Genomic DNA, 23,041 nt, shown 5'->3' with positions numbered 1-23,041 from the left:
GGGGTGCTCCGTCTCGGGTGAACGCCGTAGAGGCAGACATGGAGCCGCCCGAGCAGGAGGCCATGGGGCGGCTGAGGACGGCCGCCTGAGCAGGGGCCCGTGCGAGCCGATCGGTGAAACCTCGCAGGTCACCGAGTTGTCAGGCGTCCCGGGCGGGGGCCGCCTCTCTCCCCCCTGGACGCCTGGGGTCTGCGGTCTTCTTCAGGGTCTGGGCAGCGGCAGGCCGGGCATCTGCGGGTGACGCAGGTGCTGCCCGCCGTCGTAAGTGTGTAGCCGGAACGTCTCCGGCCCCGGCCGGCGGTGTCGTAGGCGCTCAGGATCGTCTCGATGCGGTCCCACAGCTTGAGCGTGCCGCCTTGGCGCACCTCCCACCCGCCGCCGTGCGGGGTGAGGGTGGCGGCGGAGTGGGTGACGACGCCGAACAGGTGCACCACCTCCCCGACTTCTGTCATCTGTGCGTCCGGCACCGCGGACTGTGCGAGGAATCACAGGTGGAATGCCTCCTCGGTCGCGGCGCTGATCCGCCCCGGGCTGTGCCGGGCCGGCCGCCCCTTCTCCGGGAGGCCGGCGACCCAATGGGCGGGGTTGCCGAAGCCGGGCGACGTGGGTCCGCGCGGACATGAAGAGACTGTGCCACCCAGCAGCTGGCCCTCGGCGGTGCCGTCTCCCGCGACGGTCAGCATCACACGGGCGTATCCGTAGAGCCAGCCAACCGACGGCTGGCCAGCGTCGGCTGCCATGGGCCGGATCCAGACGCTGGTGCTGACGGGTGATCTACTCGGTGTGCAGCACCGAGGCGATGGTCATCCGGGCCGCCGACCGGGCCGGGACCAGGGCGCCCAGGACGGCGATCGCCACACCCGCCAGGAGCATCGCGGCCAGCTGCGGCGCGTGCCACACGTCCTTCATATACGCGGGGAAATCGACCACCCCGACGTTGTCCACGACGAGGCGGTGCGCCACGATCCCGAGCGGGATGCCGAACAGCCCGCCGACCGCGCCCAGACCGGCGACCGAGGTCACCGTCATCACCACCACCTGCCGCGGGGTCATCCCGATCGACTTGAGCGTGCCCAGGTCCCGGCGCCGCTCACGGAAGTTCAGAAGCACCGTGTTGAAGACACCGAGCGACGCGACGAGGGTCAACAGCACCGTGAACACCGTCGAAAAGGTGATGACGGTGGTGGTGCCGGCGTTCCCCGAGTCCGCCACCGACGCGCGCAGGCCTGGGTCGAGTGCTTCGACCGTCTGGGCGTAGGCGCGCGCGTCGGCGCCGGGGGCGAGCCGCACCGTGTATTCGGTGGCGTGGGCGTCCGGTGCGAGTTGGGCGAGGGTCTGCCAGGTGGCCTCCAAGGCCCGGGCGTTGCCCTCCATGAGCTGACCCACCACGGTCGCGGAGATCCGCCTGCCGTTCAGCTCCAGAGTGACCCGGTCACCGACCTTCAGCCCGCGCTGGGTCAGGAACGACGGCCCGGCCACGATCTCGCCCGCCGCAGCCGGCGCACGGCCCTTGACGATCACGTGGGCGTACGAGGAATCGTCCCCACGGTAGAAGTCGGCGAAGACGGGCTGGGGCTGCCCGGTCATGCTCGCCTGTGCCAGCGCGCGGGCCCGCACCCCCGCCGCACCCGGGAGGGAGCGCAGCCGGTCCTCGATCTGCGGGTCACTGAGCCGGGGAGCGGTCCGGTCGTTGCCCGGCCCCCCGGTCGTCACGTGGATCCTGGCGCCTCCGTCTTCCCGCCCGACGTTGCCGTACGCCACCATGGTGCCGGTCAGTCCGGTCGACAGGGTCACCGTGGTGACCCCGAGGACGATGGCCGCCATGGTCAGCAGGGTGCGGCTAGGGCGGGCGAACGGCTGGCCCAGGCCCAGACTGACCGGGCGCGGCAGCCGGGCGGCGCCGAGCATCCGCTGGACGCGCAGCCCACGCCCGGTTCGCGGCGCGCCGCCCGCGCTGATCGCCCGTGCGGCGGGCAGCCGGTGAGCGCGCAGGGCGGGGACCAGCGCGGCCACCAGGACGACGGCGGGCATGCCCACGAGGCAGGCCACGGACACCCACGGGCTGATGTCGCCGACCGAGGCTCGGCCCACGTCGATGCCAGTGAACGCGACCTGCAGGATGGGCCCGGCCAACGCGTTGCCGGCCAGAGTACCCAGCACGCAGCCCACCACCGCCGGTACGGAGAGCATCGTCAGGTAGACGGCGATGACCTGGTTGGGGGTGAAGCCCAGGGCCTTGAGCACCCCGATGTGCCGGTACCCGGAGACGACCGCCCCGCTGACCACGTTGCCGACGATCAGGGTGGAGACGAGCACGCCGAGGATGCCGAAGAGCGCCATGAACGGGAGGTAGGAGTCGGCCAGCGCGGAGAAGGCCTGCTTGAGGGTGAGGTAGGTCTGTGCGCCGGTCAGCGACTCCTTGGGCAGTCCCGTGGTGGCCCGTGCCAGCGAGGCGCTCAGCTGGGCCTCCGTCGAGGAGTCCGTGAAGCGGTACAACATCTGGGCGGAGGTCGGGTGCAGTGCGGTCATCTGCTCGGGCGAGACCCAGGCGCTCGCCGACTTGCTCATGCTGGTGGCGAATCCGACGACTGTCAGCGTCGCTCCGCCGGGGGTCTCCAGCTTGGTGCCGAGGAGCGCGGTGCCGGGGGAGCCCTGGGCGGACCAGTTGACGACGATCTCGCCGGGTGCGGTGGCCCAGTGGCCCTCAAGGAGTTCAATCCGGTCCACGGGGCCCGCCGGATCGGCCCGGCCTACCACCGTGAGGGTGCCGCCCGCCGTCCAGAGCCAGTCCTTGGGGATGTCGACGACGGCCTGCCTGAAGGGCCCGGCCGCGGCCTCCACCCCAGGCTGCCGGGCGGTCCGCGCCAGCTGCTCCTGCGAGACCTTCGTGGTGTCGAAAGTCGCCACCGTATGGGCACCGCGCTGTTCGGCGTAGGCCTTCTCGAAGGGGCCCGAGGCGGCGGCCAGCAGCCCCAGCGCAAGCACGACGGTCGTGGTGGAGCAGAGCACGACGAGGCCGATGACGAAGGTCTGGAGCCGACGGCGCTTCACGGCCGCGCGTGAGGCTCTCCATACGGCGCTCACGCAGTCACCTCCAGCGCGCTTTCGCGGGCGACCCGGCCGTCGGCCACTTCGATCAGCCGGCTGGCGCAGCGGGTGGCCAGCTGCGGGTCATGGGTGACGATCAACAGAGTCTGGCCGATCTGGTTGAGGTCGATCAGCAGATCCATCACCTGCTCGCCCGACCGGCTGTCAAGGGCGCCGGTCGGCTCGTCGGCAAGCAGCAGGGCCGGGCGGTTCATCAACGCGCGTGCGACGGCGACGCGTTGGCGCTCGCCGCCGCTGAGCGTCGCCGGATAGTTGTTCCGACGTTCGGCGACACCGAGTTCGTCCAGGAGCTCCAGGGCGCGGCGGCGCGCCTGCCGGGCCGGGGTGCCGGTCAGCTGCGCGGCCAGCGCCACATTGTCCAGGGCGGGAAGATCGTCGATGAGGTTGAAGAACTGGAAAATCATGCCGACGTTCCGCCGCCGGAACAACGCCAAGCCGGTCTCGTTCAGTTTCCCGAGGTCATGACCCTGTACCTCGACTGTGCCCGAGGTCGGCCGGTCGAGGCCTGCCACCATGTTGAGCAAGGTGGACTTGCCGCAGCCGGAGGGGCCCATGACGGCAACCGCGTCCCCCGCCCTGATCTCCAGCGACAGGCCGTCCAGGGCCTTCGCGTCGCCGTACTCCTTGTGCACACCGTCCAGCCGCACCACCACTTGCTGGACACTGCCGTGATCAGTTGTCATGGCTCGAACTTAGGACGGAGTCTGCGGACGGGGCGTCACCCCTCGGATGTATCCGTCCGGGCAGGTCATCCCGAGGATGTACGCAGTTGCATCCACGGGCTGATGCGGGGCGCGTCGTGCAGCTGCGAAGATGTTCCGGTGTGGGGATCTGGGACGATGTGGCTGGTCATCGCTCTGGCGGCGGCAGTTGGCGCCGCCGGGTGTCTGTGCGTGGCGGCGGTCCGGGCGCGGCGGCTGCACCAGGCGGCCATCGAGGAGCGCGGCTGGCTGCTGGAGCGGGAGCGCGAGAGCGCGGCGCGGACCGCGGTCGACGCCGAGCGTGCCAGGATCGCCACGGAGCTCCACGACATCGTCAGCCACAACGTGAGCCTCATGGTGGTCCAGGCCGGAGCCGCCCGCGAGGTGCTGGCCACGATGCCGGACGAGGCCGCGGCGGCGATGAGCGCCATCGAGACCGCCGGGCGGAACACGATGACCGAGCTGCGGCACCTGCTCGGCCTGCTCGCACCCGCGCAGAACGGCGACGACGAGACCTACGGTATGGACCTGTCACCGCAGCCGAGCTTGAGCCGACTCAGCCCGCTGATCGACCGGATCTCCTTTGCCGGCCTGCCCGTGGAGATGCGCATCTCGGGTGAGCCGCGCCCGCTGCCGACCGGGATCGATGTCACCGCCTACCGGATCATCCAGGAGGCCCTGACCAATGCCCTCAAACACGGGGACGGAGCGAAAGCCGAGGTGACGGTGCGATACGCGGACCGCTACCTGCGAGTCGAGGTGCTGAACAGCGGACCGAGCATCCTGTCGGACAGCCGGCCCGCGCGGAAAGAGCCGGTCCCGGACCAGGCGGACGGAACGGGACGCGGCCTGCTCGGCCTGCGGGAGCGGGTCGCCCTCTACGGCGGCGACCTGGACGCCCGCCGCCGCCTCGGCGGCGGCTACCGCGTCCGCGCCCGGATCCCGCTGGACCGGCCATGACGACGCACACCGAATCCGCCCCTCGCGTTGTGATCGCCGACGACCAGGAGCTGGTCCGCACCGGCTTCCGCCTGATCCTGACCGCCCGCGGCATCGACGTGGTGGGCGAAGCCGGCGACGGAGCCGAGGCCGTCGCCACCGTACGGAGGCTGCGGCCCGACGTCGTACTGATGGACATCCGAATGCCCGCCATGGACGGTCTGGAAGCCGCCCGCCGCATACTCGCGCAGGCCCCGGACTGCCGGGTGATCATGCTGACCACCTTCGACCTCGACCACTACGTCTACGCCGCCCTCGCCGCCGGAGCCAGCGGATTCCTGCTCAAGGACGTCACCCCCGCGCATCTGGCCGCCGCCGTACGCCTGGTCGACACTGGTGACGCCCTACTCGCACCCACCATCACCCGCCGCTTGGTGGAGCGCTTCGCCCCTGGCGCCCCCAGAATCGGTTCGGGCCTCGCAACCTCGGCCGTCCACCGAGACCTGACCGCACTGACGCCGCGCGAGCGCGAGGTGCTGACGCTCATGGGCCGGGGTCTTTCCAATTCCGAACTGGCACAGAAACTGACGCTCAGTGAGGCGACAGTGAAGACCCACGTGGCCCGGATCTTCGCCAAACTGACCCTGCGCGACCGGGCCCAGGCCGTCGTCCTCGCCTACGAGACAGGACTTGTCTCACCGGGGGAGTCCGCTGACACCCCCAGCCCCTGCCGATAGCCGGCAATCTGGAGATCACGTATGAATCAGCCAGAGTGTGCAGTTCGGTGTTACATGAGGTGGCACCTCGGCTCGGCGCCCTGTTCGGAAACGGTCGTCTGCGGAACATGATCAATTAGGGCGACGCGCCGTCGAAATCATGTTCCAAAACTCGCTGACGCGTACAAGATCGGATATGGGCGAGTGCCACTCCCCTACGGCTCCATGTTCGCCGGCTCCACACCCGCCACCCATCTCCAGGGCCTGACCGACCGCCTCCACACAGACGCCAAGCCGGATCAAGAAGAGAACTGACCGCCGTCCCGCCTGTTTCTCCCGTACTCCGTTTTTGCCCTCCATCCTGGGAGGAGCCGGTATCAGCGGCTACGCACCGGAAGCTCCGCCTCGATCAGGTCCGCCGCCCGCTTCGTACCGCCCTCGGCGGCCATCCGCAGCCGGATCTCCTCCGCCCGCCGGGCCACCTCGGGGTCGCCGGCCAGTTCCAGCACGGCCGCCCGCAGCGCGTCGGCCGTGGCGTCGGCCATCGGGAGGTGGCGGGCGACGCCGAGCGAGGCCAGCATGTCGGCGTTGCCGAACTGGTCGACAGCCTGCGGGACGGCGACCATCGGCGTACCGGTGGCGAGACCCTCCTGGCTGCCACCCGCGCCCGCATGGGTGATGAAGGCGTCCGCCTGGCGGAGGATCGCCAACTGCGGTACCCATGCGTGCACTTCGACGTTGGCCGGCAGCTCGCCGAGCTCGGCGGCGTCGACGTACTGGCCGATCTGGAGCACGACGTGCCAGCCGGGCAGGTCGCCGAAGGCCTCGACGCAGGCGCGGTAGAAGTCCGGCTGCTTGGTGAACGCCGAGCCGAGCGAGACGAGCAGGACCTTCTCCGCGCCGGCCGGCCGCTGCCAATCCCCCTGCTCGGCGCGGTCGCCCTGGCAGGCGCCGACGAAGGTGAAGACGGACTCGTCGACCCGGTCGGCGTTCGGCTGGAGCACCTCGGGGATCAGGACGACGGCCTTGCGGGGGCGGGAGATCAGCCGGTCGGGGTGGGTGGCGATACCGTTCTCCGCGAGCCACGCCTCGAAGCGCGCGTAGTACGCCTTGCCCCGCTCGGACGCCTTGAGCTCGGCGAACATCGGTTCGGCGACCTCCTCCTCGTACCCCTCCCAGGGGACGAGGTTGGGCCACAGGGAGACGGCGGGCACGCCCCAGCGGTGGGCGAGGACGGGGGCCGGGTAGGAGGTGATGTCGTGGATGACGAGATCCGGCTCGTCTCCCTCGAAGGCCGCCGCGAGCTGGGGCAGCACCTGGATGGCGTCGTTCAGGAACGGCTCGATGTTGTCGATGAGCTCGGTCCCCCAGGCTTCCGGGTCCTCGTCGGTCGGGAGGGTCGAGGTGTAGACGACGGGCTCCGCGCCGGTCGCGGCGATCTTGTCCGCGAAGGAGGCGGGGATCGCGTAGCTGACGCGGTGCCCGCGGGCGACGAGCTCCCGGATCACTTCGATGCTCGGGTTGACGTGCCCATGGGCGGCTATGGAGAACATGGCGATGTGGGCACGCTCTGTTGAGGTCATGTCCCAGACCTTATGCGAGACGAGACGTCTCGTGCAACTTAGTTGGGCATTTTCTTCAGCGCTGATATCTGGCCAGTACCAGGTTGCCGTCGTCGACCAGGCGTTTCTCCAGCTCCACGGCGTCGATGGCGCCGCTGTAGTACTCCTGGAAGGCGGGCGTGGCGACCTTGTCCTTCCACTCGGGGTAGCCGCGCACCGACTGCGCCGGCGCCGACCGGAGGTCCTCGGCGAGCGCGGCGCCGGTCGCCCAGCCGTCTTCGGGCGTGCGCAGCGACGGGTCCTTCAGCGCCTGTCTGCCGGTCGGCAGCATCCAGTCGCCGCGCGCGAGGCGCACCATGTTGGGCGGCTGGAGGAGGAAGTCGATGAACCGGGCGGCTTCCTTCTTGTACGGGCTGTCCTCGGCGATCGACAGGGTCTGCGGGCTCACGCCCTGCGCCAGGCCGCCGTCCCCCGCGGGCGCGGGCAGGACCGTCCACTCGAACCCTTCAGGCGCCTGCTGCACGATCTGCTGCCGGTAGGAGAAGCCGAGCGGGACCATCGCGTACTTGCCGCCGAAGAAACCGGGCAGGGTGTCGGAGCCGCCCATGCCGAGCGTGGTGCGCGGCGCGCTGCGGTCGGTGTTGACCTGGGCGTGGACGGTGCCGGGCATCACGGCGTCGCCGTCGGTGAACCGGACCTCGACCCGGCCGTCGGCACCGCGGTGGAACAGCCGCCCGCCCGCGGACAGACCCAGGTTGAGGGAGACGGAGACCGGCTCCTTCAGCGGCCAGGCGACGGCGTACTTCCCCTCCCCCATGGTCGCCGTCAGCTCCTTGGTGACCTGCCGGAACTCCGGCCACGTCCAGGGCCGTTGCGGGGTGGGGACGCGGACGCCGGACGCCTGGAGGATCTTCTTGTTCGCCATGATGACGCGCGGTTCCTGGAGGAACGGCACGCCGTACACGCCGTCGCCGAAGGTGGTCGTCTCCCAGCTCGCCTCGGGGATGTCCGCCTTCAGCCGGGCGGGCAGGAGGGGGCGGAGATCGGCGAGGTAGCCGCCGTACGCGAAGTCGGCGAGGTCGTCGGAGGCGTCGTGGATGATGTCGGGCGCCTCACCGCCCTCGAAGGAGGTGAGGAGCTGGTCGTGGACGCTGTCCCAGCTGCCCTGGACGTACTCGACCCGGATGTCGGGGTGGGCGGCGTTCCACTCCGCGACCAGCTCCTTGTTGGCGTCGACGGACTCCTTCTGCCAGGCCAGGGACTGGAAGCGGAGCACGGTCCCGCCCGGTGCGCGCTCGCCCCGCTCGCCGCCGTCGCCGGTGCAGCCGACCGGCAGGAGGGCGAGGACCACGGCCAGGACGACGGCCACCCGTGCGCGCATCAGGACTTCACCGCCCCGGCCATCATGCCGCCCGTGATCCGCTTCTGGATGATCGCGAAGACGACGAGGGAGGGGAGGGTGGCGAGGAACGCGGCCGCGGCGAGCGGGCCGAGGTCGGCGACGCCCTCCGCGCCGAGGAAGTGGGTGAGGACGACCGGCAAGGTCTGCTTCTCCGGGGTCTTGAGCAGGACGAGGGCGAAGAAGAACTCGTTCCACGCGGTGATGAACGCGAAGAGCGCGGTGGCCACGATCCCGGGCGCGAGCAGCGGCGCGGTGACCGAGACGAGCGTACGGAGCCGGCCCGCGCCGTCGACGGCGGCGGCCTCCTCCAGCTCGGCCGGCACGGCCCGTACGTACCCGGTCAGCATCCACAGCGCGAACGGCAGCGACCACACGACGTAGACCAGGATCAGGCCGAAGAGCGTGTTGATCAGGTGCAGGTTCTTCAGGACCAGGAAGAGCGGGATGATCACGAGCACGAAGGGGAACGCCTGGCTGACGACGACCCAGCCGGTGGCGGCGGCCGAGAGCCGGCCGCGGTGGCGGGCCATCACATACGCCATGGGCGTGGCGATGACGACGGCGATCAGGGCGGCTCCGAGGGCGGCGATCAGGCTGTTGGCGGCGGCCTGGAGCAGGGGCTGTTCCTCGAAGGCCTGGCGGAAGTTGGCGAGGGTGGGGTTCTCGGGGATCCAGGTGGGGTGCAGCGAGCCGAGTTCACGGGCCGGTTTGAAGGCGGTGGAGATCAGCCAGAGGAAGGGCAGGGCGAGGAAGGCCAGGTAGGCGAGGAGGGCGAGGTACTGCCCGGCCCGCGCGGGCCCGCTCGTGCGAAGACCGCTCACCGCTCCTCGCCTCCCTTCAGCCGGGCCACCAGGTGGAAGGCGAGCAGCAGGGAGATGACGGCGACCATCACGCAGCCCATGGCCGCCGCGTAGCCGAACTGCCCGTACTGGAACGCCTCTTCGTACGCGAACAGCATCGGCAGGCGCGTGCGGCCGCCGGGCCCGCCACTGGTGAGCACGTACACCAGGGCGAAGGAGTTGAAGTTCCAGATCAGGTTCAGCGCCGTGATGGCGAGGGCGACGGGTTTGAGGGCGGGCCAGGTGACGGTACGGAAGCGGCGCCACGCGCCGGCGCCGTCGAGGGCGGCGGCCTCGTGGAGCTCCCGCGGGGTGTTCTGGAGCCCGGCGAGGAGGGCCACGGTGGTCTGCGGCATACCGGCCCAGATGCCGACGAGGATCACGGCGGGCAGGGCGGTGGCGAGCCCGGTGAGCCAGTCCCGTCCGTCGCCGAGGCCCAGGTCGCGGACGGTCTCGTTGAGGATGCCGGCGTCGGGGCTGTAGACGAGCCGCCACATGATGCCGACGACCACCTCGGGCATGGCCCACGGGACGATCGCCAGGGCCCTCGCGAGCCAGCGGAAGCGGAGGTTCTGGTTGAGCAGCAGGGCCAGGCCGAGGGCGAGGAGGAACTGGGGGACGGTGACCCCGACCGCCCAGAGCAGACCGATCCGGAACGACTCCCAGAACAGGGTGTCGTGCAGCAGGTCCTGGAAGTTGAGCGTGCCGACCCACTGGGTGGCGCGGGTGCGCCCGGACTGGGCGTCGGTGAAGGCCAGCGCGATGCCGTAGAGCAGCGGGCCGACGCTGAGCAGGAGGATCGGGATCAGCGCGGGCAGGACGAGGAACCAGGCCCCGTGGTCCAGCGTCCGCTGTGCCGGCCGTTGTGCTGGTCTTCCGGCTCTTCCGGCTCTCCCGCCGGACCGCTTCGTCGCGGTCAGCAATGTCACGGACAGTCCCCTTTGTGAAGTTGGGCCGGCCTGGCGTCATCGTCCTGACGGGTTGTCGGTTCGTCAAGCGTGCCTGCGTGGATGCGAGACTTTGCCGGATCGGCACAGGTACGGGAGGGACGGACGCGATGGACGAGGCGCGGGCGCGGGAGGTGCTGGCAGCCGCCGGGGTGGAGCCGATGCGGTCGGCAGCGGTGCTGCTGGCGCTGGGCGAGAACGCCGTCTTCGCCGTCGGCGACCTGGTGGTGAAGGTCGGCCGGGACGCCGAGCTGATGGAGCGGGCCGAGCGGGAGGTGGCCGTCGCCTCCTGGCTCGCGGAGTCGGGCGTCCCCGCCGTACGGGCGGCCGAGCCCAAGCCCCGCCTGGTGGAGGGGCACCCGGTGACGGTCTGGCACCGGCTGCCCGACGCCGTACGCCCGCCGGAGCCCCGGGACCTCGCCCCGCTGCTGCGCCGCGTCCACGCGCTGGCCGAGCCGCCCTTCCCGCTCCCGCGCCGGGACCTGCTGGGCGGTGTGGAGCGGTGGCTGCGGCTCGCGGGCGACGCGGTCGACCCGGCGGACGCGGCGTACCTGCGCGAGCGCCGCGACACGTTCGCCGAGGCGGCGGCCGCGCTCGTCCCGCACCTGGCGCCGGGCCCCGTCCACGGCGACGCCCTGCCGCGCAATGTGCACGTCGGCCCCAACGGGCCGGTCCTGGTCGACCTGGAGACGTTCTCGGCGGACCTGCGCGAGCACGACCTGGTGGTCCTCGCGCTCTCCCGGGACCGCTACGGCCTCGACCCGGCCTCCTATGACGCGTTCACCGAGGCGTACGGCTGGGACGTGCGCGAGTGGGAGGGGTGCGGGGTGCTGCGCGGCGCCCGGGAGACGGCGAGCTGTGCCTGGGTGGCCCAGCACGCGCCGTCGAACCCGAAGGCGCTCGCCGAGTTCCGCCGCCGGGTGGCGTCGCTGCGGGAGGGCGACCCGGAGGTCCGCTGGTACCCGTTCTGACATCATGAACTCCGTTCGACAACGGGAGGATTGACATGCGGGTGGAACTCAGCGACGTGACCCTGGAGGTCCAGGACAGCGCGACCGGCCGGGACCCCGTCCTGCTGGTGCACGGCTTTCCGGACACCCACGACCTCTGGCGCCACCAGGTGCGGGCGCTGAACGCCGCCGGGTACCGCACGATCGCGCCCGACCTGCGCGGCTTCGGCGCCTCCGGCCGGCCGGAGGGCACCGCGGCTTACGACCCGGCCCGCTCGGTGGCCGATCTGCTGGAGCTGCTGGACCGGCTGGGCATCGGCTGCGTGCACCTGGTCGGTCACGACTGGGGCTCGGGCATCGCCCAGGGCCTGGCGCTGGCCGCGCCGGACCGCGTGGCGACCCTGTCCCTGCTGTCCGTGGGCAACCTCGGCTCGCTGCTGGCGGCGGGCTGGGAGCAGCGTCAGGCGTCCTGGTACATGCAGCTGTTCCAGCTGGACGGGCTCGCCGAGGACTGGCTGTCCCGGGACGACTTCGCGAACCTCCGCGAGATGCTTGCCGAGCACCCGGACCGGGAGGAGGCGGTGGAGCGGCTGCGCGCGCCGGGTGCGCTCACGTCCGCGCTGTCGATCTACCGGGCGGGGCTGCCGCCGGCCGAGGTGATGTTCGGCCCGCCGCTGCCGCTCCCGCAGCTCCGGGGCCCGGTGCTGGGCGTGTGGAGCACGGGCGACCGGTTCCTCACCGAGCGGTCGATGACCGGCACCGAGAAGTACGTGGACGGCTCATGGCGCTACGAGCGGGTCGAGGGCGCCGGCCACTGGCTGCAGCTGGACGCTCCGGAGCGGGTGAACGCGCTGCTGCTCGACTTCTTCGCCGAGCACGGCCGCCCCAGGCGCTGACAGCGCCTCAGCCGACGGCCGGCGCGAGCTCCCGCAGCGGCCAGGCCGGGTCTATGACGGCGTCCGGGGTGCCCTTGCGGCGCAGGAAGCTCTGGAAGTCCGCCGCCCACTGCGCGTACCACCCCACCTGCCGCTCGTGCAGCTCCCCCGGGCTCAGCGCCGCCACCGAGGCGTGCCGCTCCGCTATGGCGCACGCCACCTGCACGGCCGCCAGCGCGTCGGCGGCCGCCTGGTGGGCGCCGTCGAGCACCACGCCGTACTCGGCGCAGACCGCCTCCAGGTTCCGCTTCCCGCGGCGGTACCGGTCGACGGCGCGGTCGATGGTGTACGGGTCGACGACCGGGCCGATCGGCGCGCCGCCCAGCCGCTCGCTCAGGCCGGGCAGCCCGTGCCGCCGCAACTCGGCGGAGAGCAGTGTCAGATCGAAGGCGGCGTTGTACGCCACGACCGGCACGCCGCGTGTCCAGTACCCGACGAGGGTGCCGGCGAGCTCGTCGGCCACCTCGCGGACCGGCCGGCCCTCCGTCATGGCCCGCTCGTTGCTGATGCCGTGGATCGCCGAGGCCTGGGCGGGGATCCGGATGCCCGGATCGGCCAGCCAGTCGCGGCGTACCACCGCTTCCCCGCCCCGTACCTCCACGACCGCGGCCGTCACGATGCGCGCTTCGAGCGGCTCCGTCCCCGTCGTCTCCAGATCGAAGCCGACGAGCGTCTCCCCGTGCCAGCCCATGCTGCTCCTCCTCGCGATGCTGTGGTGCGCCCCCCATGCGGTGCACTCCCCCTGTGGGTCTTCACCCTCCCACGCACCACTGACAACGCCGCTCGGGTCCGGCTCTCACGAGACGGGACGGGAGTCCGCCCAGACCGACTCGAACTCCTCGCGGTAGGTCTCGAACAGGCCGTGGTCGCTCTCCGCCCCGGCCGTGACGACCGGTCGCCTGCCGCCGCGCAGCACGAGCACCGGTGCTTCCATGCCGCGGGCCCGGCGCAGATAGTTCTGCACGACGCCCACGCCGTCCGGCCCGTCGCCGTCGACGAGGTACGCGGTGAAGCGCGGCGTCTCGTCGAAGACCTGGATCTCGAAGGCGCCCGGGTCGCGCAGCCTGGACCGCACGCGCCGCATGTGGAGGATGTTCATCTCCACCGAGCGGCTCAATTCGCCCTTTTTGATCCCAAGTTCCCTTTCGCGCCGTTTGACGGCGCTGCTTGCCGGGTTCAGGAACAGCAGGCGTATCCGGCAGCCGGACTCGGCGAGCCGCACCAGCCGCCGCCCGGAGAAGTTCTGCACGAGGAGGTTCAGGCCTATGCCGATCGCGTCGAGGCGCCGCGCGCCGCCGAAGAGGTCCTCGGCGGGCAGCTGCCGCTGCAGCCGTACCCGGTCGGGGTGGACGGAGACCACGTCCGCGTACCGGTCGCCGACGAGGTCCTCGACCGCGTCGACCGGCAGCCGGTGCGAGGACGGGACACCGGCGCCGCTGCCGAGGATCTCCAGCAGCCGGGCGGAGGCCCGCTCGGACTGGTCGAGCACGGTCCGCGACAGGGCCCGGTTGCGGGAGACCACGTTCCGGGTGACCTCCAGCTCGTCCAGGGCGAGCTCCACCTCGCGCCGGTCGTCGAAGTACGGTTCGAAGCAGGGCCAGTGCTGGACCATCAGCTCCCGCAGCTGCGGCAGCGTGAGGAAGCTGAGCACATTGTCGTCGGCGGGGTCCAGGAGGTAGCCCTTGCGGCGGGAGACCTCGCGTACGGCGACGGCCCGCTGCACCCACTCCTGTCCGGCGGGCCCGGCGGCGGCCACCACCCAGTCGTCGCCGTGGACGGGTTCGTAGACGGGGCGCAGTACGGCGGCCACCACGGCACGCAGTCGCTGTTCGACCAGATTCAGCCAGATATAGGCACGCCCGGCGCGCTGGGCGCGGGTCCGTACCTCGCTCCAGTCCTCCGCGCCCCAGTCCAGTTCCGCACCGATCTCCATCGGCCGGGCGAGTGAGACCGCGCCGGGCGGGACATCAGCGGGGTCAGTGGAGTCCCCCTCATGACCTGAGTCACCTGGGGGCAGCTCCAGCCCTCCCGAGCTCACCCGCGCACCGCCTTCTGCTCCTGGACGCCCGTCTCCAACGATCAAGGAAGGGTACTCCGGGAGCGGGAGGCGGTGCAGCCCGATCCCCGGGGCTCCTTTCCCAACGACCATGATTCTTCCGGCCGTTCCGTGCGCCGGGATGAGCGGGAGTGAGCGGATTCATAATGGTGGGACCGCCGGGCCCGGCCCGGGTGCCCGTCGGCGGACCTCCGCCCGGCGGCGCGACACGCCCGCCCGGGGCGGGCGACACCCGGGAACGCGAAGTTGACCCGGGCAACCGGAAAGGCCCCCTCCGCACGCCATCGGTGTGCTGATCGGACGAATCAGGCCCTGAGGCGGGCGATTTCCGGCCAGTGCGCTCCCCGCGCCCCGTGGTCACCCGGTAGGACCGGCCGAAGTCCTAGGAGGTCGCACCACTTTCGGGGAGGATTCTGGCTCAAGTGACCCCCATCAGCCGGATCAGAAGTGGAAGAGTCTTATCTATGCAGGTCTGGCCGGGACAGGCGTATCCCCTCGGTGCCACGTACGACGGCGCCGGAACCAACTTCGCGGTCTTCTCCGAGACCGCCGACAGAATCGAGCTGTGTCTGCTCCACGACGACGGCTCGGAGACCGCGGTGGAGCTGCGCGAGACCGACGCGTTCGTACGGCACGCGTACCTGCCCGGTGTGATGCCGGGCCAGCGGTACGGGTTCCGGGTCCACGGACCGTACGCGCCGGAGCGCGGACAGCGCTGCAACTCCGCGAAGCTGCTGCTCGATCCGTACGCGCGGGCGGTCGCCGGCGCCGTCGACTGGGGCGAGGCGGTGTACGGCTACCACTTCGGCAGGCCGGACTCCCGCAACGACCTCGACTCGGCGCCGCACACGATGACCTCCGTCGTCGTCAACCCCTACTTCGACTGGGGCGACGACCGACCGCCGCGTACCGACTACCACCGGACGGTGATCTACGAAGCCCATGTGAAGGGCCTGACGATGCTCCATCCGGCGCTGCCGGAGGAGCTGCGCGGTACGTACGCGGGGCTCGCCCACCCCGCCGTGATCGAGCACCTGACCGAACTGGGCGTCACGGCGCTCGAATTGATGCCCGTGCACCAGTTCGTCAACGACCACCGGCTGGTGGACTCGGGGCTGGCGAACTACTGGGGCTACAACACCATCGGGTTCTTCGCCCCGCACAACGCGTACGCCTCCTGGGGCGACCGGGGCCAGCAGGTGCTGGAGTTCAAGTCGGCGGTGCGCGCGCTGCACCAGGCGGGCATCGAGGTCATCCTGGACGTGGTCTACAACCACACGGCCGAGGGCAACCACCTGGGCCCGACGCTCTCCTTCCGGGGCCTGGACAACACCTCGTACTACCGGCTCGTCGAGAACAACCCCCGGTACTACATGGACACCACCGGCACCGGGAACTCGCTGCTGATGCGCTCGCCGCACGTGCTCCAGCTGATCATGGACTCGCTGCGGTACTGGGTGACGGAGATGCACGTCGACGGGTTCCGGTTCGACCTCGCGGCGACGCTGGCGCGCCAGTTCCACGAGGTGGACCGGCTGTCGTCGTTCTTCGACCTGGTCCAGCAGGACCCGGTGGTCAGCCAGGTCAAGCTGATCGCCGAGCCCTGGGACGTCGGCGAGGGCGGGTACCAGGTGGGCAACTTCCCGCCGCTGTGGACCGAGTGGAACGGCAAGTACCGCGACACGGTCCGCGATCTGTGGCGGGGCGAGCCGCGCACGCTCGCCGAGTTCGCGTCGCGGCTCACCGGCTCGTCGGACCTCTACCAGGACGACGGGCGGCGCCCGCTCGCCTCGGTCAACTTCGTGACCTGCCACGACGGCTTCACGCTGCGCGATCTGGTCTCGTACAACGACAAGCACAACGAGGCCAATGGCGAGGGCAACCGGGACGGCGAGAGCCACAACCGGTCCTGGAACTGCGGAGCCGAGGGCGAGACCGACGACGAGCGGATCGCGGAGCTGCGGCTGCGCCAGATGCGCAACTTCATCGCCACGCTGATGCTGTCGCAGGGCGTGCCCATGCTGAGCCACGGCGACGAGTTCGGGCGTACGCAGGACGGCAACAACAACGCGTACTGCCAGGACAACGAGGTCGCGTGGGTGCACTGGCCGGACGAGGACTCGGAGGAGGCCAGGTCGCTGCTGGAGTTCACCCGTTCCATGGTGTGGCTGCGGCGTGACCACCCGGTCTTCCGGCGGCGGCGCTTCTTCCACGGGCGGCCGGTGGAGGGCACGCACGACGAGCTGTCGGACATCAACTGGTTCACCCCGGAGGGTGAGGAGATGACCGCGCGGGACTGGCAGGCGGCGCACGCCAAGGCGCTGTCGGTGTTCCTGAACGGCAGTGCGATCTCCGAGCCGGGCCCGCGCGGGGAGCGGATCGCGGACGACTCGTTCCTGCTGATGTTCAACGCGAGCGCCGAGGACCTCGACTTCGTGGTGCCGGTCAATCACGGCCGTCAGTGGCAGGTGGTGGTGGACACCGCCCTCCCCGAGGGTGTGGAGCCTGGCCAGGGCGCGAAGATCGCCGCGGGTGACCGTCTCACCCTGATCGGCCGCAGTCTGACGGTGCTCCGGCGCCCTGCCTAGGAGGAGGCTGCTTCGAGGCGGGCACCAGGAGCGGGACGGGATCCGCGGCCCGTGAGGAACGGGCCGCGGCACCCGGGCGGAACGTGGCGTCGGACGTAAATCGCATCACCCGATGACACAGAAGCCGCCCAAGCGGGTACGTACGTTCGCATGACGCCCAACTCGACCTATCGGCTCCAGATCCAGCCGGACTTCCCCTTCCGGGCCGCCGGGGAAGCGGTGCCGTACCTCGCGTCGCTCGGGGTCTCGCACCTGCATCTGTCGCCGGTCCTGGAGGCGGTCCCCGGCTCCACGCACGGGTACGACGTCACCGACCACGGCCGGGTGCGCGAGGAGCTGGGCGGTGAGGACGGCCTCCGGGCCCTCGCGCGCACCGCCCGGGCGCACGGCCTCGGCCTGGTGGTGGACCTCGTGCCCAACCACATGGCGGCGGCGCCGCGCCACAACCGGGCGCTGCGGGAGGTGCTGCGGGACGGCCCCTCGTCCCCGTACGCCCGCTGGTTCGACATCGACTGGGCGGCGGGCGGCGGGAAGGTGCTGCTGCCGGTCCTGGCGGGCCGGATCGGCGACGAGCTGGCGCGGATGCGCGTCGAGGGCGGGACGCTGCGCTACGGCGAGCAGGAGTTCCCGCTGCGGCCCGGTACGGAGCACCTGGCGCTGCCGGAGCTGCTGGACGCCCAGTGGTACCGGCTGGGCTGGTGGCGCCTCGCGCGTACGGAGCTGAACTACCGGCGGTTCTTCACCATCTCGGACCTCATCGGGGTGCGGGTCGAGGAACCGGAGGTGTTCGAGGCGACCCACGCCAAGATCGTGGAGCTGGTACGGGACGGGGTGGTCGAGGGCTTGCGGATCGACCACCCGGACGGGCTCGCGGACCCCGAGGCGTACCTCCATGAGCTGGACCGAGCCACGGGCGGGGACTGCTGGATCGTCGTCGAGAAGATCCTCACCGGCGAGGAACGGCTGCCCGCGCGGTGGCCGGTCGCGGGCACCACCGGCTACGACGCCCTGCGGCGCGTCGACGGGCTGTTCGTGGACGGGGCGGGCGCGGCGGAACTGGCCGAGCACTACCGGCGGTTCGCGAGTCCGGCCGGGGACCGGGGCGGCCACTGGGAGGCGACGGCGCGCCGGGCCGCGTACAAGGTGGTGACGCACGAGCTGGCCTCGGAGGTCGCGTATCTGACCCGGACGGCCGCGGCCGTCTGCGCCGCTCCCGCCCTGCGCGACCACGCCCCGTGGGCGCTGCGCGCGGCGGTCCGGGAGCTGCTGATCCGGGTCCCGGTCTACCGCCCGTACGGGACCGGCGCGGAGGACGTCCTGACGGCGGAGGCGGCCGAGGAGGCCAAGGCCACGTTCACGGTCCCGGAGGAGGCGGCGGCCGTCGACGTGGTCCGGGGCCTGGCGCTGGGCCGGCTCGGGGACGGGCCGGACCAGAGGGCGTTCCGGACGCGGTTCGCGCAGACCTCGTCGGCGCTGCGTGCCAAGTCCGTGGAGGACACGGCGTTCTACCGGTACACGCCGCTGGTCTCGGCGAACGAGGTGGGCGGGGACCCGGGCAGGCCCGCGGTGAGCCCGGCGGAGTTCCACGCCTACTGCGAACGGCTGGCCCGGGACTGGCCGGCCACGGGGACGGTGCTGTCCACGCACGACACCAAGCGCAGCGCCGACGTGCGGGCCCGGATCGCGGTCCTGTCGGAGTGCCCGCAGCGGTGGGCGAAGCTGCTGGACGACGTGGCCGGGACGCCCGCGCCAGACGGCCAGGTGGCGTGGACGGCGTGGCAGACGGTGGTGGGCCTCGGGTACCCCCACGGGGACCGGCTGGCGCCCGCGGTGCTGAAGTCGGTACGGGAGGCGGGGCTGCACACCAGCTGGACGGAGCCGGACCCGGCGTACGAGCAGGCGGTGCTGGACTTCGTGGACGCGGGGCCCGCCGGTCCGGCCCTGTACACCGTCTCCCTCCTGGTGCGCGAGCTGGACCCGTACGTACGGGCGAACATGCTCGGCGCGGCGCTGCTGCACCTCACCATGCCGGGCGTTCCGGACCTGTACCAGGAGACGGAGCGTGAGTACCTGGCCCTGGTCGACCCGGACAACCGGCGGCCGTTCCAGGAGGGCCCGCCCGACGAGAAAACCGCCGTCACGCGCGCGGCGCTGCGGCTCCGGCGCCGGTACCCGGACGTGTTCGGCGCGTCGGGGGCGTACGCGTCGGGGACATATCAGCCGCTGACGGCGAGCGGCCCGGCGGCCGGGCACTGTGTGGCCTTCTGCCGCTCGGGCGAGACGGTCACGGCGGTCACCCGGCTGTCGCTGCGGCTCGCGGAGAGCGGCGGCTGGGGCGACACGTCCCTGACGCTGCCGGAGGGGCGGTGGTTCGACGCGGTGGACGTGGGGCGCGAGTTCCGCGGTGGTGAGCCGGTGCCGGTGGCGGAGCTGTTCGCGGCGCGGCCGGTGGCGCTGCTCAGCCGCCGTCCGGTCACGGACGACTGAACCGAAGGGCGGGTCAGCGGGCGGACAGCCGGAAGGTCATGCGGCCGAAGGCCACCATGTCACCGGCCTGGACGACGACCGAGCCGGTGACTCGCTGTCCGTTGACGGCGGTGCCGTTGGTGGAGCCGAGGTCGCGCAGCACCCACAGGCCGTCCTGGAGGCTCAGTTCGGCGTGCAGGCGGGAGACCGTCTCATGGCTGAGCCGCAGCCCGTTGGCCGGGTCCCGCCCTATGCGCAAGGGGTACGGTCCGGGCTCCGGCAGCAGCAGCTTCGGCAGCCGCTCGGCCTGCCAGGCCCGGCCCAGCCGTACGGTGAAGGCGGACATCCGTTCGACCGCGCCGAACAGCCGCTTGGACCAGCGCCCTTCGGTACGCAGGTCCGCGGTGAGCACCGCCAGCTCGTCGGGGCGGCGGGCGACCAGGGCCAGTTCCATGCGCCGCAGGAACGTGTCGTGCGACAGCTTGCCCTGCGCGGCGCCTTCCCTCAGCAGCCCCAGCGCACGGTCCCGTTCGGCGTCGGAGAGCCGAGCGGGGTACGTGGAGGACTCGAAAGCGGACGTCACAGTCGTGATTGTCGGTCCGGGCGGGCCGGAGTGTCCAGACGGACCTCGTTGTCGGACCCCGTTGGTACGGTCTTGATACGAGGTCCGTGCGGCCAAGTGTCGTGCTTCCCGATCTCGATCTTGCCAGGATTGGGGCGTTACGACGACGAGGGGATCACCAGTGCTGTTCGAGGTGTGGGCACCGCAGGCAGAGGAACGGGTCGAGCTCCAACTGGACGGCGTGCGCCACCCGTTGGCGCGCGACCCGGAGCGGGACGGCTGGTGGGCGGCCGAGGCGGAGGCCGGTGACGGCGCGCGGTACGGGTACGCGCTGGACGGCGGGCCGCTGTTGCCCGACCCACGGTCCCGGCGCCAGCCGGACGGGCCCGACGGCCCGAGCGCGGTCGTCGACCACGCCGCGTACACCTGGCGGCACGAACCCCCGGCGCGCGGCCTGCGCGGGGCCGTGCTGTACGAGATGCACGTCGGTACGTACACGCCCGAGGGCACCCTGGACGCGGCGGCCGCCCGGCTGGACCACCTCGTCGAGCTGGGCGTCACCCATGTGGAACTGATGCCGTTGTGCCCGTTCCCCGGCCGGCACGGGTGGGGGTACGAGGGGGTGTCGCTGTGGGCGGTGCACGAGCCGTACGGCGGGCCGGAAGCGCTCAAGCGATTCGTCGACACGGCGCACGGCCTCGGCCTGGGTGTGGTGCTGGACGTGGTCCACAACCACCTGGGCCCGTCCGGCAACTACCTCCCCGCCTTCGGCCCGTACTTCACCGACACCCACCACACCCCGTGGGGCGCCGCCGTGAACCTGGACGCGCCCGGCTCGGACGAGGTCCGGGCGTTCCTGCTGGGCAGTGCGCTGGCCTGGCTGCGCGACTACCGGATCGACGGGCTGCGGCTGGACGCCGTGCACGCGCTGGCCGACACGCGCGCGCTGACGTTCCTGGAGGAGCTGTCGGCGGCCGTGGACGAGCTGGGCGCCGAACAGGGCCGGGAGCTGTTCCTGATCGCCGAGTCCGACCTGGCCGACCCGCGCACCACGACGCCCCGCGACTCGTGGGGACTCGGCCTGCACGCCCAGTGGAACGATGACTTCCACCACGCCCTGCACACCATCCTGACCGGTGAATCCCAGGGCTATTACGGGGACTTCGCGCGTGCCCCGCTCGCCGCCCTCGCCAAGACGCTCGGCCATGTCTTCTTCCACGACGGTACGTACTCGACGTTCCGCGGCCGTACGCACGGCCGGCCGGTCGACCGTTCGACGACCCCGGCACACCGGTTCCTGGCCTATGCCCAGACCCATGACCAGGTCGGCAACCGGGCCACGGGCGACCGGCTGTCGGCGTCCTGCTCCCCCGGGCTGCTGGCGTGCGCGGCGGCCATGGTGCTGACCGGGCCGTTCACGCCGATGCTCTTCATGGGCGAGGAGTGGGGGGCGAGCACGCCGTGGCAGTTCTTCACCGACCACACGGACCCGCGGCTGGCGGAGGCGGTGCGCAATGGGCGGCGACGGGAGTTCGCCGCGCACGGCTGGGCGGAGGAGGACGTCCCGGACCCGCAGGACCCGGCCACCCGGGACCGCTCGTGTCTGGACTGGTCCGAGCGCGACCGGCAGCCGCACGCCCGGCTGCTCGCCTGGCACCGAGAGCTGATCGCGCTGCGGGCCGCCCAGCCGGACCTGACCGACCCGGACCTGGCCGCGGTGCGGGTGGCGTACGACGAGGAGGCCCGCTGGCTGGCGTACCGACGCGGGGATCTGCGGGTCGCGGTCAACTGCGCCAAGGAGCCCGCCCTCATCCCGCTCGGCACCCGGGGGCGGGTGCTGGCGGCCTGGGAGCCGGTGGAGATGCCGAACGGGGACGGGCTGATGACCCTGCCGCCGGAGTCGTGCGTGGTGCTGGCGGACGTGTGACCGGCCCTACTCGACGATGGCGAGCTCGCGCGGAGTGCTGTTGAAGCGGCGGCCGCCACCGTCCTCCGTGACCGTGACGATGTCCTCGATACGGACGCCGAAACGGCCCGGGAGGTAGATGCCCGGCTCGATGGAGAAGCACATGCCGGGCACCAGGGGCTGCTCCTCGCCCTCGATCATGTAGGGCGGCTCGTGCGTGGTGACGCCGATGCCGTGGCCGGTGCGGTGGATGAAGTATTCGCCGTACCCGGCCCGATCGATCACCGCGCGGGCCGCCCGGTCGACCTCCTGGCAGGCCACGCCCGCCGTGACCGCCTCGAACCCCGCCTGCTGGGCCTCCCGTACGACGTCGTGGACGCGGCGCTCCTCGGGCGTCGGCTCGCCGACGTGGACGGTACGGGTGGTGTCGGAGCCGTACCCGTGCTTGAGGCCGCCGAAGTCGAGGACGACCATGTCGCCCCGCTCGATGGTGCGGTCGCCCGCCTCGTGGTGCGGGTTGGCGCCGTTGGGCCCCGATCCGACGACGGTGAAGTCCACCTGCGAGTGGCCGAAGTGCTTGAGCAGCGCGGCCAGATCGGCCGCGACGTCCGTCTCCTTCCGCCCCCTGAAACGGACCTTGAGGATCTCGCGGTACGCCTCGTCGGCGGCGGCGCCCGCCGCCTCCAGGCGGGCCAGCTCGGCCGCGTCCTTGACGGCACGCAGCATGGGCAGGGCCTCGGTGAGCGCGGCGTACGAGGTGTCCGGCAGCTGCTTCTGGAGCCCGAGGAGGTGCATGGCCCAGGCATTGTCGCTGACCCCGAAGCGGCCCTTGGGGTCGAGGAGCGGGGCGGTGACGGCGTACGGGTCGGTGCCGTCGGTCCAGTCCTGGAGGGTGAGGGCGGCGGCCCCCGGTGCCCGGTCGGCGTCGGGCGCTTCGAGGGTCGGCACGACGAGCACCGGGTCCCGGTCGGAGGCCAGGACGAGGAGCGTGAGGCGCTCGGTGTCGGCGGTGGGCCGGTAGCCGGTGAGGTACACCAGGTCGGGGCCGGGCGCGACGAGGAGCCCGGCGAGTCCCGCGTCGGCGGCGGCTTCGGCGGCGCGGGCCATGCGGGCACGGTAGTCGCCGGCGGTGAAGGGGGCGGGGTCGGTTGCGGGGTCGGTGGCGGGGTCGGTGGCGGGGTCGGTGGCGGGGTCGGTTGCGGGGTCGCTGCGGCTGTCCATGACGGTCATCCTCGCCGGGTGGGGCCATGGGCGCGAGCGGTATCCGGAGGCGCGGTCGGGGACAGGGGTGCGGTGGGGGGCAGGTGTGCGGTCGGGGCGGGCGCCGTCAGAGCGCGGGCGCCGTCAGAGCGGCGGGCGCCGTC

Annotated in this window: 17 protein-coding genes and 1 pseudogene; 7 read left to right on the top strand and 11 right to left on the bottom strand. The window is 71.8% G+C overall.

What is annotated here, in order from left to right:
- Positions 1-201: 201 nt before the first annotated feature.
- From BKD26_RS18970 to BKD26_RS18960, 3 genes and pseudogenes are all read right to left on the bottom strand, one after another.
- Positions 202-710 (bottom strand): annotated as a pseudogene (locus BKD26_RS18970) (SAM-dependent methyltransferase); the annotation flags it as partial.
- 64 nt (positions 711-774) lie between these two features.
- Positions 775-3,084 carry an FtsX-like permease family protein gene (locus tag BKD26_RS18965; protein WP_084899445.1) on the bottom strand — a complete coding sequence of 770 codons (2,310 nt, stop codon included), beginning with the start codon at positions 3,082-3,084 and terminating at the stop codon, positions 775-777.
- On the bottom strand, positions 3,081-3,791 hold the full coding sequence (locus BKD26_RS18960) for an ABC transporter ATP-binding protein (RefSeq protein ID WP_084899443.1): 711 nt from the start codon (positions 3,789-3,791) through the stop codon (positions 3,081-3,083). The genes BKD26_RS18965 and BKD26_RS18960 overlap by 4 nt, the downstream gene beginning before the upstream one ends.
- A gap of 156 nt (positions 3,792-3,947) precedes the next feature.
- Here BKD26_RS18960 and BKD26_RS18955 point away from each other — a divergent pair, with 156 nt between their 5' ends.
- Together BKD26_RS18955 and BKD26_RS18950 are read left to right on the top strand one after the other, a co-directional pair.
- A complete protein-coding gene (locus BKD26_RS18955; RefSeq protein ID WP_084899440.1) occupies positions 3,948-4,769 on the top strand; it encodes a histidine kinase in 822 nt (273 codons plus the stop codon).
- Entirely contained in the window at positions 4,766-5,485 is a 720-nt protein-coding gene (locus BKD26_RS18950) for a response regulator transcription factor (protein ID WP_084899439.1), read from the top strand. Before BKD26_RS18955 ends, BKD26_RS18950 begins: the two co-directional genes overlap by 4 nt.
- A 356-nt stretch (positions 5,486-5,841) precedes the next feature.
- Here BKD26_RS18950 and mgt read toward each other — a convergent pair whose 3' ends face one another.
- The 4 genes from mgt to BKD26_RS18930 are packed head-to-tail and all read right to left on the bottom strand — an operon-like array spanning position 5,842 to position 10,196.
- Complete coding sequence (gene mgt / locus BKD26_RS18945; RefSeq protein WP_084899436.1) at positions 5,842-7,047, bottom strand: macrolide-inactivating glycosyltransferase; 1,206 nt, start codon at positions 7,045-7,047, stop codon at positions 5,842-5,844.
- A gap of 55 nt (positions 7,048-7,102) precedes the next feature.
- Positions 7,103-8,407 carry a sugar ABC transporter substrate-binding protein gene (locus tag BKD26_RS18940; protein ID WP_084899434.1) on the bottom strand — a complete coding sequence of 435 codons (1,305 nt, stop codon included), beginning with the start codon at positions 8,405-8,407 and terminating at the stop codon, positions 7,103-7,105.
- Positions 8,407-9,249, bottom strand: coding sequence for a carbohydrate ABC transporter permease (locus BKD26_RS18935; RefSeq protein ID WP_084899431.1), 843 nt, complete (start codon positions 9,247-9,249; stop codon positions 8,407-8,409). The genes BKD26_RS18940 and BKD26_RS18935 overlap by 1 nt, the downstream gene beginning before the upstream one ends.
- The gene (locus tag BKD26_RS18930; protein WP_084899428.1) at positions 9,246-10,196 is read right to left on the bottom strand and encodes a sugar ABC transporter permease; all 951 of its coding nucleotides are present in this window, start codon (positions 10,194-10,196) and stop codon (positions 9,246-9,248) included. The genes BKD26_RS18935 and BKD26_RS18930 overlap by 4 nt, the downstream gene beginning before the upstream one ends.
- Before the next feature lie 128 nt (positions 10,197-10,324).
- On the opposite strand from BKD26_RS18930, the gene BKD26_RS18925 reads away from it, so the two are divergent.
- Both BKD26_RS18925 and BKD26_RS18920 read left to right on the top strand, forming a co-directional pair.
- Positions 10,325-11,185, top strand: a complete 861-nt coding sequence (locus BKD26_RS18925; RefSeq protein WP_084899426.1) for an aminoglycoside phosphotransferase family protein — start codon at positions 10,325-10,327, stop codon at positions 11,183-11,185.
- 35 nt (positions 11,186-11,220) lie between these two features.
- Positions 11,221-12,060: an alpha/beta hydrolase gene (locus BKD26_RS18920; RefSeq protein WP_084899423.1), complete on the top strand. Its 840-nt coding sequence runs from the start codon at positions 11,221-11,223 to the stop codon at positions 12,058-12,060.
- Positions 12,061-12,067: 7 nt separating this feature from the next.
- Here BKD26_RS18920 and BKD26_RS18915 read toward each other — a convergent pair whose 3' ends face one another.
- Both BKD26_RS18915 and BKD26_RS18910 read right to left on the bottom strand, forming a co-directional pair.
- Entirely contained in the window at positions 12,068-12,790 is a 723-nt protein-coding gene (locus BKD26_RS18915) for a 3'-5' exonuclease (protein WP_084899421.1), read from the bottom strand.
- 105 nt (positions 12,791-12,895) lie between these two features.
- Positions 12,896-14,137 (bottom strand): SAV2148 family HEPN domain-containing protein, encoded by a 1,242-nt coding sequence (locus tag BKD26_RS18910; protein ID WP_084899418.1) that lies wholly within the window; start codon positions 14,135-14,137, stop codon positions 12,896-12,898.
- Positions 14,138-14,619: 482 nt separating this feature from the next.
- Here BKD26_RS18910 and glgX point away from each other — a divergent pair, with 482 nt between their 5' ends.
- Both glgX and treY read left to right on the top strand, forming a co-directional pair.
- Entirely contained in the window at positions 14,620-16,743 is a 2,124-nt protein-coding gene (gene glgX / locus BKD26_RS18905; protein WP_084899416.1) for a glycogen debranching protein GlgX, read from the top strand.
- Between the two features lie 150 nt (positions 16,744-16,893).
- Positions 16,894-19,230, top strand: coding sequence for a malto-oligosyltrehalose synthase (treY, locus tag BKD26_RS18900; protein WP_084899413.1), 2,337 nt, complete (start codon positions 16,894-16,896; stop codon positions 19,228-19,230).
- Positions 19,231-19,243: 13 nt separating this feature from the next.
- Here treY and BKD26_RS18895 read toward each other — a convergent pair whose 3' ends face one another.
- Entirely contained in the window at positions 19,244-19,792 is a 549-nt protein-coding gene (locus tag BKD26_RS18895) for a DUF1707 and FHA domain-containing protein (protein ID WP_084899410.1), read from the bottom strand.
- Between the two features lie 160 nt (positions 19,793-19,952).
- On the opposite strand from BKD26_RS18895, the gene treZ reads away from it, so the two are divergent.
- On the top strand, positions 19,953-21,698 hold the full coding sequence (treZ, locus tag BKD26_RS18890; protein WP_084899407.1) for a malto-oligosyltrehalose trehalohydrolase: 1,746 nt from the start codon (positions 19,953-19,955) through the stop codon (positions 21,696-21,698).
- A gap of 6 nt (positions 21,699-21,704) precedes the next feature.
- On the opposite strand, the gene BKD26_RS18885 is transcribed toward treZ, so the two are convergent.
- On the bottom strand, positions 21,705-22,784 hold the full coding sequence (locus tag BKD26_RS18885; RefSeq protein ID WP_241518756.1) for an aminopeptidase P family protein: 1,080 nt from the start codon (positions 22,782-22,784) through the stop codon (positions 21,705-21,707).
- Positions 22,785-23,041: the final 257 nt, after the last annotated feature.

This window comes from Streptomyces sp. CB03238, assembly GCF_002099185.1.
Lineage (GTDB): Bacteria > Actinomycetota > Actinomycetes > Streptomycetales > Streptomycetaceae > Streptomyces.
Note: the sequence above shows the minus strand (reverse complement) of the source record. Positions and strands in the feature narration are given on the sequence as shown.